Annotated in this window: 10 protein-coding genes; all 10 read right to left on the bottom strand. The window is 26.6% G+C overall.

Going from position 1 to position 13248, the window contains the following annotated elements:
- Positions 1-118: 118 nt before the first annotated feature.
- Positions 119-988, bottom strand: a complete 870-nt coding sequence (locus tag QOZ93_RS06145; protein ID WP_307355528.1) for an SLAP domain-containing protein — start codon at positions 986-988, stop codon at positions 119-121.
- 24 nt (positions 989-1012) lie between these two features.
- On the bottom strand, positions 1013-2044 hold the full coding sequence (locus tag QOZ93_RS06140; RefSeq protein WP_307355527.1) for a hypothetical protein: 1032 nt from the start codon (positions 2042-2044) through the stop codon (positions 1013-1015).
- Between the two features lie 106 nt (positions 2045-2150).
- On the bottom strand, positions 2151-5684 hold the full coding sequence (locus QOZ93_RS06135) for a hypothetical protein (protein ID WP_307355526.1): 3534 nt from the start codon (positions 5682-5684) through the stop codon (positions 2151-2153).
- 464 nt (positions 5685-6148) lie between these two features.
- On the bottom strand, positions 6149-7027 hold the full coding sequence (locus QOZ93_RS06130; protein WP_307355525.1) for a glycosyltransferase family 2 protein: 879 nt from the start codon (positions 7025-7027) through the stop codon (positions 6149-6151).
- 1 nt (position 7028) lies between these two features.
- Positions 7029-8333, bottom strand: coding sequence for a hypothetical protein (locus tag QOZ93_RS06125; RefSeq protein ID WP_307355524.1), 1305 nt, complete (start codon positions 8331-8333; stop codon positions 7029-7031).
- Positions 8334-8347: 14 nt separating this feature from the next.
- Positions 8348-9445: a glycosyltransferase family 4 protein gene (locus QOZ93_RS06120; RefSeq protein WP_307355523.1), complete on the bottom strand. Its 1098-nt coding sequence runs from the start codon at positions 9443-9445 to the stop codon at positions 8348-8350.
- Complete coding sequence (locus QOZ93_RS06115) at positions 9442-10860, bottom strand: oligosaccharide flippase family protein (protein ID WP_307355522.1); 1419 nt, start codon at positions 10858-10860, stop codon at positions 9442-9444. The genes QOZ93_RS06120 and QOZ93_RS06115 overlap by 4 nt, the downstream gene beginning before the upstream one ends.
- 1 nt (position 10861) lies before the next feature.
- Positions 10862-11542 carry an acyltransferase gene (locus QOZ93_RS06110; RefSeq protein ID WP_307355521.1) on the bottom strand — a complete coding sequence of 227 codons (681 nt, stop codon included), beginning with the start codon at positions 11540-11542 and terminating at the stop codon, positions 10862-10864.
- Positions 11543-11607: 65 nt separating this feature from the next.
- Entirely contained in the window at positions 11608-12666 is a 1059-nt protein-coding gene (rfbB, locus tag QOZ93_RS06105; protein ID WP_307355520.1) for a dTDP-glucose 4,6-dehydratase, read from the bottom strand.
- A 15-nt stretch (positions 12667-12681) separates the two neighbouring features.
- The gene (gene rfbC / locus QOZ93_RS06100; RefSeq protein WP_307355519.1) at positions 12682-13239 is read right to left on the bottom strand and encodes a dTDP-4-dehydrorhamnose 3,5-epimerase; all 558 of its coding nucleotides are present in this window, start codon (positions 13237-13239) and stop codon (positions 12682-12684) included.
- Between the last annotated feature and the right edge of the window lie 9 nt (positions 13240-13248).

The following is a 13248-nucleotide window of genomic DNA, read 5'->3' as shown; positions in this document are numbered from 1 at the left end:
TATTAATCTTATAGAAGGTAAAATATTATTAAATTTTCTATAAAACACAAAAAAACGCTGCCGCGTTAGTATAAATTTTTATGCTAATGCGACAGTCCCTTTTCTTTATTATATATATCTACTGAATAGAAAACTTATAATTATAATTTTTTATTGGTTTTACCATCATAGATTCTAATGGAATCTTGAAATTTACTAGTTTACCTTTATTTCCTTCAACAATAAACTCAGTATTATTTAAATTTATTGCTCCTATGTATATTGGTAGATTCTCTTGCATTGAAATTATAATAGGAATAGATTTTAGTACTATATCTTTATTACTTCCATTTCTAAAAAGAATTATTAAATTTATTCCGTCATTTTCTCCTAATGCTAATATTGGATCTATTATAAATTCATCTTCTCTTAAAATAGGAATATCATAAAACTTATCTCTTAAAAATTCCTTGGTGTTCTCTGAAATATCTGGATCTAATAGATTTTCCATATCCATTTGTTTATTGTAATATACTTTTAGACTATCTAAGTCAGAAAAAACTACTTTTAAATTTTTTATATTTTGATTTAAGTTTAGAGTTTTAAAAACTACCTCTTGATAAACACTAGAGTTTGGTTGAATTCTAACATTTCCTTTAAAATCAATTACTTCATCTCCTGCCAAACAATTATACTCACTCATAAGACCTAATTTAACTTTGTAAAGTTCTATAGTTTCATTAGAAGTGTTAGTTATAAAAATTCCAGCTTCTGTTCCTTCAAAACCGTGGTATAAATGAACAGTATTTATCTCTAAAATTTCATTTATTTTAGATCTTTGTATATTTTTAAATTCATTAAAAACTAATTCTTTCTTAAATTCTGAAGTTCCATAATCAAAATTCAACTGTACATCATTGTACATTAAATCTTTAGCATCAAACTTTTTTTCTAACTCATTATTAATATCATTTCTTTTTTTTAATAATTTTTCAAATAAGTTTGCCATAAGTTACTTTCTCCTCACTAAATTTTATATTAAGATAGAATTTTCTTCTTTTAAATTTTCTATATTCTTTAGATGAATTTCGACATCTTTATACAAATTGTTTAAATTGTAATATTTTTTATTTTTAAAAGAAATTTTTCTTATTATGTATTCTTTATAAAAATTTGGGATAGTAAACTTAGCATTATAAACTATTATAGAAATGTTATTGTAGTACTGTTGAAAATTTTCAGAAGAATTCAACCTATGTAATTTATAAATATTTTTAAAATCTTCTTCTAGATTGCTTAAATTTTCATATTTAGTTTTAATATTTTTCAAATATTCATTAAAGTTTATATCACTTATTATTTTTAAATATTCATAATCAATTAAATACCTTACTAGACTCTCTTTATCATTGTTACCACAATTATATTTTTGTAAGATATCATTTTTTAAATTACATATATAGGAATATAATTTATTAGATAAATTAAGTATACTATTTTCTTTAAAAGAAATTCTAATTTGTTTATTAATATATTCAATATAAGATAAACTGTTTTCATTCAATTTATTAATTAGATCATTTACTTGGTAAGTAAAGTTATAATTTTGAAAATAATCGTCTATTATATTTAACATTTTATTTATATCATCTGTAAATTCACCCAGTTGCACTTGATCATTAAATTGTAATATTGTATTTAAACTATTTTTACAGATTTGTAGTTTTATATTTTCTTCTATACTAAGTTCTTTAATTTTAGAAATATCTATAAGTTTTATAGCCTGAACATAGTAATTATAAAAATTTTTTTGATCTTGAAATATCTCAAATACTTTACTATTTCTATTTATAGATATTATACCTTCTAAATTTTTTATTTTATCCATTAGCTTATCGTATTCTTTATCTATGAAATACTTTTTTAATTTTTTATCATGATCTTTTATATCCAAATCTATGATATATTTTTTTTCACCAGGAATATTATTTAAATCTAAAATTATAGAATTTCTAACTTCTCTATTTCTTAAATCTAAAGCTAGTATTTTAGTATTATTTGACATATTGCCTCCTTGTTTAAATAAAATTTTAATATATTTCATAGTAAATATTATAACATTATAAAAATAAAGGGCTACCCATGTAGGATAGCCCTAATTTTAAAATTTATTATTTATCTTGAACTGAACCAACTACATCATCTACTGCACCAGCAGCTGTTTTTGTTAATGTAACAACTTTTCCTACTACTGCTTCACCAAATCCTGCTAATTTGTCTGTACCAATCTTAGTGTTAATTGCTGTAGCTACTTGTTCTGCTGTGTTTCCTTTTTTAACTTCTACTTCCCAAGTTTTATCTCCAACTTTAACTTCGATTGTTCCATCTTCTGTAGCACCATTGTTTACTGTAATTGTATAAGTTTCTTTTGCTTCTGCAACTGCTGCTACTCCACCAGCTGTTACAGCTTCTGCAGTTGTAATATCTGTATCTTTAGATTGAGCATCCCAACTTCCAACTGCTTGAACTTCCCAATTGTTATATCCATCTAATTTTCTTAATTCTGTTTGAATTAGAGCTGCTGTATTTTTATTAGATTGATCAGTTGCTATAGTAATTTCTATTTCATTTTCTTTTGTTGAAGCTACTTTTAAATCTGTACCTTCTTTTTTAATTGTAACTTTTACTGCATTTTTTCCATCTGGATCTTTTACAGTAATTTTATCACTAGCTCCACCAACTGTTGCTGTTGAAGCTACTTTATCAACCTTAGTAACACCTTGTTTTGAAATTGCAAATACTGCTGCAACTCCTGTAGCTTTTTTAACAACTTCTTTATCTGTTGTAACTTTGAAATCGTTAATTGTTAATTTATTTGCATCAAAGATTGTAGTATTATTTTCTAATGCTACAGATACTTTATCATTAAATCCAATTTTGTTCATTGTTACAGTTATTGTTTTACCAGCTACTGCTACTGAATAATCTCCATTTACATAAGATAATCTATTACCTTTAGAATCTCTTACTACTAAAGATTGTGCTACTGCTGGAAGAACATTTGCTACTGGAACTGTTAATTCTTCATCAAAAGTTAAAGTAACTTTATTGTTTTCAACTTTAACAGCTTCTTCTGATTTTTTAACTAAGGAAGCTTTTACCATATCAGCTATATCCATATCTGCAACTGAAGCGTCATTGCTCATTTCTGCATTATTTGTAATAGCTTTTGCTGCTGCTTTAAGTTTAATAGCATTTCCGTTATTTTTTACATCACCACTAACATTTTTGTTTAATGTTAAGATAGCACTTTGTCCATCTGCACTTATAACAACATTCATTACTTGAAGTCCTTCAATAGCAACGTTGTTTGCAGTGAAACTTACTTTGTTAGGATCTACTTTAGTTAAAACTTGTCCGTCTTTTGCGTAAAGTTTTACTTGATTTAAAGAAACTAATTCAGCTTTTTCTATCATAGCTGTAAATCCAGTATTTTCAACGAATGCAGTAAAGTTTATCTCTTTATTTTCATCTTTGATTCTATTTCCAACACTATCTTCTAATCTTAATACTCTTAATTTTGCACCTGCCATAACTTCTTGAGTTGCATCATCATTTCTATTAATTGTAACTGTAACAGATTTATTATCTTTTCCTACTGTTAAAGTTGCATCTTTTAAGTCCATTAAAGACTTATTGTTGAAGATATAGTTAGCTTTATTTAATAATGTTGTAGGATTCATAGCCTTTGTAAAGTATACTGTAAACTTGCTGTCCTTAACATCATTATCTTTATTAAAGTCTTTTCCAGCTGTTTCTTGTACGTATATTACATCACCTTTTACTTCTGGAGCTACTTTATCATTTAAGTTGAAAGCTAATATAGTTTCAGCTAATTTATTTTCTCTTACACTTTCATCTACAATTGTGTTGTTTTTTACAGCTTTAATTGAGAATTTACCAGAAATCTTGTCTGCATCTTTTACTGTAACTTTAACAACTGTTCCTTTGTTTTCTGCTTTAGTTATATCTGCAATGTTTGTAATTCCACCAGCTACTACTTTACCATCTTTGTCTAATAGTTCATAGTTTGCTGTTGTTGTTGCATTTTCAACTTTTTCTGTGAATGAAACTTCTACAGAATTATCATCATTTACTTTTGTTCCTGCCATTATTGGAGCAACTTTATCATCTTGAGCTGTAAATTCTACAGTTTGTTCTTTTTCTACTTTATTTCCATAGTTATCAGCTACATTGTTATAAGTTAATTTAGCTTCTACTAAAGATGCTAAACCTAATTTATGTCCTGCTTTTAAAGTTAATACATAAGTTTGTCCATCTTCAGTTTTTATATCTGCTTCTGGTTCTTCACCATTTACTCTAAAATTAGCTGCAATAACAGTAGCCTTATCTACAACCTTGTTAAATGTAACTTTTACTGTATTTCTATCTGCAACAACATTAGTTACAGCTGGAACTACTTTATCTTCTACTAAAGTTACTTTAGTTGAGTTAGCTTCTAATGGAAGATCTATTTCATCTTTTAAATCAGAAATTTTAACTGTATGTTCACCAACTGTTAAAGGATTTCCTAAAGTTATAATAGCTGTATTTTCATCAAACATCTTAGTTATATCGACAGCTGCTGCTAAGTAAGCATTAATTCCATCTATTTGAATTTTTTCTGTTACACCAGCTGCATTTGGTAAACCTTTAACTGGCTCAGAGAATTTAACAACTAATGTCTTAGGAGATGTAGCTTTTACATCTACAACTGTTGGGAATGAATTATCAGATGATTTTGCTGTTAATTCAGTTTTCTCAACTTTTTCACCTTCTACAGTTGCTATATTTGATATAACAAATCTATATGTTTGTAATTGGTCAAATTTATTTGCTGTGTTTACAACATATACTGTTTTTTTATCTTCTGCTAATTTAACTGTTAAACCAGCTACTTCAGCATTATCTTTAAATACTCTAACATTGCCAACCTTTTCTACAGTTGCTTTATCTAATTCTTTGTTGAAAGAAATAGTAGCTTTCTTTAAGTTTGCAAATTCAACTTTTTCAACTTTTAATTTAGCATTTTCTTTTTGTATTTCTTTTTCTACTGCTTCTACTTTAGCTTTTTCAGCTGCTGTAGCATTTAAAACGTCTTTATTTGTAGAAGTTTCTAATTCGGCTACTAAAGCTTTAGCTGCTTCTACATCTTTAGCATCTTTAGTTTCTTGTGCTTTCTTAACTGCAGCAACCATTTCATTAACATTGTTTTGTTGGAACTTGTCTACTGCTGAAGACCAAGATTGTGTGTATTGTTTGTTTACATCACATGTAGCAAAAGAATTTACACATTCTCTAGCTTCATTTATCTCTTTTTGAGACATTCTTGGTTTTTCTTTTCCATCAACATACATTAATGCATAGAAATCATTAAATAATCCTTGTTGAACTCCGTCAACATGCTCAGATAATGTTCCTACTAATGATATTAATTCTTTATTTTTAGCTAATTCAGCTATAGCTTTTCTAGCTGCATTTATTGATTCTTGAGTTTTATCTTTTTCAGCTTTTTGCATAGCCTTGAAAGCGTTTTCATATACTTTATTCCAGTCAGTTCCTTTTGCAAATACTGGAGCTGCACTTGTTAATACTGTTGTAGCTGCTAATGCACCACTTAACATTTTAGTATTCTTTTTATTCATGTTAATTTTACCCCCTAAATTAGATAACAAATATATTTAAAAAATTGGAAATTATTTTTCGAGTTAAATAATCTAAATAATAATTTCAATTTTTGATTTAAATTTTAAAAACATCTTTCGTCGAATTTCCCTAATTTTCCTTACGTTTTTACCTATTTTTTTGTTATACATCAATATTATACTTTTTTCTTTTTGATTTCAAGCTTATTTTAATATATATTGATATATTACTTGAATATTTTTTTTATTTTAATTTAATTATAATTTATTAAATATTTTCCTGTTTCTTTTTATTATTTTTCGACAAATTTCTACATGTATTTGAAATGTTTTAAGTCCTGTGTTTATTATTACCATTTTGTTTTACAATATATTGTATTTTATCCGTCATATTTTTTGCTTCTTAATAAAAAATGCTTTGAATTTTTTACATAAAATTCAAAGCATTTTGTTTATTTTTTTATTTATTTTAAACCTTCTATAAGAGCCTTTCTCTTTTCTTTTTCATTTTTCATGGTATATTTGACCATAATCATTACCCTAGTAACATAAAAAAAGCTCTTTAACCTTATATATTTTGTATATTTCATCTTATTTTTATACTTTTCAATCAAAAATTTCCTATTTCTTGTATTTAGCTTTATTGCAAAGGGAGATGCCTCTCCCCCAGTAGATGCACTTACCTTATGATAGATTTTACTTTTAGGTGTATATACTATATTAAAATCATTTTCTCTTAGTTTTAGGCAGAAATCTACATCTTCATAGTACATAAAATATTCTTCTGGTAGATATCCACACACTTTAAACACATCTTTGTTTATAAGCATTAAACATCCTGTGGAAAAACTTATAGTTTTTTCTTCATCATATTGCCCTATATCTTTTTCCCCTTCTCCTATATGTGCACCATAGAATCTATCCTCCCTAAAATATCCTCCTGCAAACCAAAAGGTATCTCTTTTTCCTTCATAATAAATTTTTCCTGTGGTCATACCTATAGTTTTATCTTTTTTAAATGGTTTTATAAGTTCACCTAAAAACTCTTTTTCTACTAAGGTATCATTGTTTAATAGGAGTACATATTCTGCACCGTTATCTAGGGCATATTTAATTCCTATGTTATTTCCTGCTGCAAATCCCCCATTTTCTTCTGATTTAATGAGGGTATGTTTATGTCCTAATGTAGCTTTTAACTTTTTATAAGAATCATCTGGAGAATTATTGTCTACTATGACTATTTTATAATTCTTATAATTTATCTTCTCTAAGGATTCCACACACTCTATGGTATCTTTAAATCCTTTATAATTTAAAAGGATTATATATACTAAGCTTTCCATCTTATATTTTACCTTTCTTTGCTTTACGTACTCTTATAAACTTTTCTACAAACAATAGAAGAAAAATATTTAATATTAGAATTGGTATTTTAAATGAGTTTACAAAAATACTCCATAAAAGCATACTAACTATATTGGTATATATAAGAATTCTTCCTACTGGAGTATAGTCTTTCTTACTTTTTATGATTCTTATAGCAATATAAGCTAATAATATATATATTAAAAGGTAAATTATGAATCCTACAACATTACCATCTTGAAAAGACTCCGGTATAAAAGTCATGGCATTTAATCCTACTTTTTTTTCAAGATATGGAGTATATGCCCCTCTTGATATCAACCAATCTTTAAATTGATTTCCACATCCAAATATATTGGCTATAAACTTAATAAATGGATAGAATAAGTTTGATAAAAAAGCATTTCCAATTGAATGTTGATTTGCAAGTGCATAGGCTACATTTTCTATAGGACTTGTAAGATACATATATACCCATAGTAATCCTGATGGTATCATAATTGAAACTCCATAATGCTGCCATAAGGTTCTTTTATATACTGCTCTTAATACATATTCCATTCTCATGTTACCAACATAACCAAAGAACCAAATAAATCCTGCAATTAATGCAAAAAATCCTGCATATATACCATACTTTTTCTTTTTAGATATATTTTCTTTTATATTAATGAAATTAAATACTTCATATATTCCTATAGTTATAAATAAAAATCCTATAGGTCCTCTGTTTAAAGTTAATGCTAATACAAGTATTGTTCCTACAAATATTATTGCATCTATAACTTTTTTATAATTTCTAAACAGCAAATATTTAATTTCTCCTGCAAGTATAAGCATATAAACAAAGTATGCTCCATAATGATCCATATCCTGTTTATCTATTTTATTACTTGCTGTAATTCTGAAACCATGTTTTATTACATTGTATATAAAGATTACTGTTCCTACTACAAATATTATTGTTGATAAAATCGAATATATTTTATAAAAACTATCATCTTCAAATTCTCTAGCAATCTCTTTTATATCCTGATCTTTTAACTTTGTATATCTAGATAATATTAAAAAGCCACCAAAAATACTAAAAGTTATTAAATTGATCTCAATAGTAGGTGAATATAAATTACTTAGTTGAAAATTATATAATATAGTAGCGCCACCCCATAACATAAGCATGACTTTAGATCCATCTACAAGCGAAATAATTCCATCTTCTTTCAGAAATTTTCTCATTACAAAAATGAAAATCGCTAATTCTATTAAAGCTATAAACTGATACATTCCTCTTCGCTCCTTTAGCCTATTATGGTTCTATATATCTCTTCTGCTGTTTTATCCCAAGAATATAGTTTTAAATTTTCTTTAGCATTATTTTTTATTTTTTCTAGTTCTTCTGTTCCTTTAAACTTTATGATCTTTTCTATAGAATTTTTTATTTCTTCTACACTTTCTGGATTAAAAGTTATTGCACCTCCATTTACAATCTCCTTTAATGAAGAATTATTAGAACATGCTACTATGGTATCACATGCCCATGCCTCTAGTATTGGTAACCCAAACCCTTCATATAGTGTTGGATATATAAATGCCTCACTTTTATTATATAGTGTACTTAAATCTTCATCTTCAACATATCCTAAAAATACTATCTTATCTTCTATATTAAGTTTCTTTGAAAGATCTTTTAATGTTTTTATGTACTCTGATTCTTTACCTGTAATTATAAACTTTAAATCACCCTTATCTTTAACCTTGCTAAAAGCTTCTATGGCTCTATGAAGATTTTTGTGACTATATCCAGCTCCAACAGCTATAAGGTATGGATAACTTATATTATGTTTTTTTAGTACATCTTCCTTTATGTTTTTTGTATTAAACATATTTTCATCATAACCGTTATATACAACAGTTACTTTACTCTCATCCACATTATAAAATTTCAATAAATCCTCTTTTGTATTTTGTGATATACATATAATTTTGTATGCTTTTTTTAAAAGTAATGGCATAAAATACTTATAATATCTATACTGATGTTTTGCTACTTCTTTATAGTAGAGAGGAATAAAATCATGTATAGTTATAACTTGTTTTTTTCTACTAAATAAAGATAGATATTGAAATGGATGGTATATTATTGCATCCTTAGGAACTTTAAAAGGAAGTACAAATTGAGTATATAAAAGTCTCATAAGTCCTCCTTTTTTCTTATAAGAAGGTTTAACATATTTTGTAGTTTTTATAACTTCTGCTCCCTCTATCTCTATTGGGGCTATTACTTTGATTGGAACATGTTTTTCTATCATACATTTTATAATATTTTTTGCATATACTCCGAGTCCTGAAGGCGTTTCATGAAGTATGGTTCCATTTACATATATTTCTTTCTTCATCTTTTTCTCCTTAAACTTAAAAGACTTTTTATTTCTTTTATAAAAAATGCTAAAACTATTAAAGTAAATCCTATTATATATAAAGCTAATCCTACATACCAGTTAGTTTTTGTGCTTAATACTAAAAATAATACTATAGTTAAAATTTCTGCTAAATGATGTTTATGAACTTTTATTCCTAAACGTTTTTTGAAAAAGTTATCTCCATATAATCCCCATAAATAAAATGATAATAACGAAGATGTAGCTATAGCCTCTTGGGTTCTAAATCCAAAGAAAGCTATTACTATAGTTATTAGTGATATAGCAACTGCTATAATATTATTCTTTGTATAACTCTTTTCAAGTTTTAAAGTTTTATAATAATTTGAAGTAACTATGTTAATTTCTCCACTTAATAATATTGTGGGGAAAATTATTGCAGTTACAGTTAATGAAGCTACATATTTAGGTAAAAATGCACTTACTAATACTTTGCAGAAAAAATATGCTGCAAGAGAGTATCCTAAAAGTATAAAAATTGCAGTTTTCATAATTTCATAATTCTTTCCTAAATCTTTTTCATCACTTCTAGTAAGGTATGGGTAAATAACAGTTCTTATTCCATTTAGAATTATATATATCATAGATAAAAGTGAAACTGCAAAGGAATACATAGCAAAATCATTTACAGTAAAAAACTTATCTACAAAGATTCTGTCTACTCCTATTATAATTATACTTACAAAGTTACCTAGCATTATAAAGAATCCCATTGATATATTTTTCTTTATATCACTTTTTATTGTATGTAAAGAAGTTTTTTTACCAAAGTTTATATCCTTATATTTATATATGTATATTAAAAATATAATAAAATTAACTATAGTTTGAAAAAGTATAAGATATGTAGCTTTTCTACAATCTAATAACAAAATCCCCAATACTCCTACCACATACATAATCTTAGAAAGTACCATATTAATAGAATATAACCTAAACTTTCTAACTACCTGACTTAAAAATTCAAAGTAACAAGTTATGTTTAAAAGAATTATGTTTATTCCTATAAATAAATAAATTATAAGTCTTTCACTATCTTTTACAAATACAAAACTTAAAATACAAAATAAGGCTCCTACTAGTACTTGAAATATTGTAAGAAATTTAAAATAGGCACGAAACTTTTCTCTTGGAAGTGTTTCATAATCATAATTTCCATAGTTAACATAAATACCATCATTAAATCCTAGATGAAAAATCCCTATATACCCCAAATAAAATGTAAATATCTTAAAATATCCATATTCCGATATTGATAAAGCTTTAGGTACTACAAATATCATTACAAGACTCGTTATTAAGGTTATGATATTTGCACCCATAGTATATAAAAAATCTCTTATTTTCTTATCTTTAATAAAATTTTTCTTCATATTATATCTTAAAAGTTACCTCTTCTTTTAAAACCTTTAGAGGATTTCCTCCTATTAGTGAATTTTCTTTTTCTATTTTATAGTTAGCAGATTTTGATACTGTAGTTCCTGCTGCTACTATGGTTCCTTTTTTTAAGTTTGTTCCTTTTAAGATTAGACATCTACATCCAATCCAAGTTTTATCACCTATATTTACTTTTTCACTAGGATTTATTATATTTTTGTCTTTATCCATTATTGGATGTAAATCACTATCCATTATTTGAACCTCCCAAGACAACATAACATCATTTCCTATGTTTATCTCCTTAGTGCAAATAATAGATGTTTCTGCAGTTATTATAACATTCTCTCCTATTGTAAGCTTTCCCTCTTTTTCAACTGAAATTTTACTTCCATGACCTATTGCCGTTGCTCCCTTAAATTCAATTTCACCATTTAAATTTATAACACCCCTAGACCTCATTTGATCAAATATTCCTACCTCATTAAATCCCATTTTAACCATAAAAGGGCTTATGCTATGAGAGGATAGTTTTACCCTTCCCCCTGTAGTCATAAGCCACATTCTATGAGATACTAATATTGGCAATTTTATTGCCTGTTTAAAAGGTAGATATTTAAAATTAAAATATAAAGTCTTAGGAATTGCTCTAATTAACAAATATATTTTTCTCATCATATCCATCACCTATTATCTTTGATCTATAATCTTTTATCTTTTATCTTTTATCTTTCATCTATAATCTATTCTCTATCTCCATACATTTCTTTGTAGTAATTTTCATATTGCCCAGATGTAACATTTTCTATCCATTCTTTGTTATCTAGATACCATTTAATAGTCTTTATAATACCTTCTTCAAAATGAGTTTCTGGATACCATCCTAAGGAATTTTTTATTTTCTCTGGATCTATAGCGTATCTTCTGTCATGTCCTTTTCTATCTTCTACATAAGTAATTAAATCTTCCGTGATACTACTATCTACATTTTTATTTAAATAATCTATAACTATTTTTACTATTTCTATATTGGCTTTTTCATTGTGTCCACCAATATTATAAACTTCCCCTAATTCTCCATTATTTATAACCATATCTATAGCTTTGCAATGATCTTCTACATATAACCAATCTCTTACGTTTAGTCCATCTCCATACACTGGTAATTCTTTATGGTTTAGACAGTTATTTATTAATAACGGTATTAATTTTTCTGGGAACTGATATGATCCATAGTTATTTGAACATCTTGTTATATTTATAGGCATTTTATAAGTATCAAAATATGCCTTAACTAAAAGATCAGAAGATGTCTTACTTGCAGAATATGGACTATGAGGATCCAGCTTTGTTTCTTCTGTAAAATATCCTTCTTTTCCAAGAGAACCATATACCTCATCAGTAGATACTTGAAGGTACTTAACTCCTTCTTTAAATTCCTCTCCTTGTTCCCAAGCTTCTTTTGCACAGTTTAATAAATTAGTTGTACCTAACACATTAGTTCTAACAAAAACTTCTGGTTCTTTTATACTTCTATCTACATGTGATTCTGCAGCAAAATTTACAACATAGTCTATATTATATTGTCTAAAAAGCTTTTGTACTAACTCTTTATCACATATGTCACCTTTTACGAATATATGTCTTTTATCATTTTTAATATCCTTTAGGTTTTCTAAATTTCCTGCATAAGTTAGTTTGTCTAAGTTAATTATTCTTATATTCTCATATTTATTTAACATATATAAAACAAAGTTAGAACCAATAAATCCAGCTCCACCTGTTACTAAATAAGTTTTCATAAATGTTCTCTCCTTTTAAAATGGAATTTCAGTTTCCTCTACGGACTTTAATTCTTGATCTTTTTGTGAAAAAATTAAGTCCTCTATTCCCTCTGTTGGCCAATCTATGTTTATAGTTTTATCATTCCATATTATACCCGAGTCAAATTCTGGGTGATAAAAATCTGTACATTTATAATTAAATATGGCTGTATCTGAAAGAACTAAAAATCCATGGGCGAATCCTTCTGGAATATAAAATTGAGTTTTGTTTTCTTCTGATAATATAACCCCAACCCACTGAAGATAAGTCTTAGACTCTTTCCTTAAATCTACAGCCACATCAAATATCTTTCCTTTAATAACTCTTACAAGTTTTCCTTGTGAATGTTGTTTTTGGAAATGTAATCCTCTTAAAACTCCTTTTTTAGAGAAGGACTCGTTATCTTGAACAAAATTCATAGTTAATCCATTTTCTTCAAACTCCTTCTTGCTGTAAGTTTCCATAAAATAACCTCTATGGTCACCGTAAACCTTAGGTTCAATTATATATACACCTTCAATTTTAGTTTTATTAAATTTAAAGTTTCCCATAATTACTTT

The organism is Hathewaya limosa, from assembly GCF_030815255.1.
In the GTDB taxonomy this organism is placed as follows: Bacteria; Bacillota; Clostridia; order Clostridiales; family Clostridiaceae; genus Hathewaya; species Hathewaya limosa.
Note: the sequence above shows the minus strand (reverse complement) of the source record. Positions and strands in the feature narration are given on the sequence as shown.

Bases quoted from the DNA above. Each gene is read 5' to 3' on its own strand.
- QOZ93_RS06125 (WP_307355524.1), bottom strand. From the start codon at position 8,333: ATGTATCAGTTTATAGCTTTAATAGAATTAGCGATTTTCATTTTTGTA.
- QOZ93_RS06140 (WP_307355527.1), bottom strand. From the start codon at position 2,044: ATGTCAAATAATACTAAAATACTAGCTTTAGATTTAAGAAATAGAGAA.
- rfbC (WP_307355519.1), bottom strand. From the start codon at position 13,239: ATGGGAAACTTTAAATTTAATAAAACTAAAATTGAAGGTGTATATATA.
- rfbB (WP_307355520.1), bottom strand. From the start codon at position 12,666: ATGAAAACTTATTTAGTAACAGGTGGAGCTGGATTTATTGGTTCTAAC.
- QOZ93_RS06120 (WP_307355523.1), bottom strand. From the start codon at position 9,445: ATGAAGAAAGAAATATATGTAAATGGAACCATACTTCATGAAACGCCT.
- QOZ93_RS06115 (WP_307355522.1), bottom strand. From the start codon at position 10,860: ATGAAGAAAAATTTTATTAAAGATAAGAAAATAAGAGATTTTTTATAT.
- QOZ93_RS06135 (WP_307355526.1), bottom strand. From the start codon at position 5,684: ATGAATAAAAAGAATACTAAAATGTTAAGTGGTGCATTAGCAGCTACA.
- QOZ93_RS06130 (WP_307355525.1), bottom strand. From the start codon at position 7,027: ATGGAAAGCTTAGTATATATAATCCTTTTAAATTATAAAGGATTTAAA.
- QOZ93_RS06145 (WP_307355528.1), bottom strand. From the start codon at position 988: ATGGCAAACTTATTTGAAAAATTATTAAAAAAAAGAAATGATATTAAT.
- QOZ93_RS06110 (WP_307355521.1), bottom strand. From the start codon at position 11,542: ATGATGAGAAAAATATATTTGTTAATTAGAGCAATTCCTAAGACTTTA.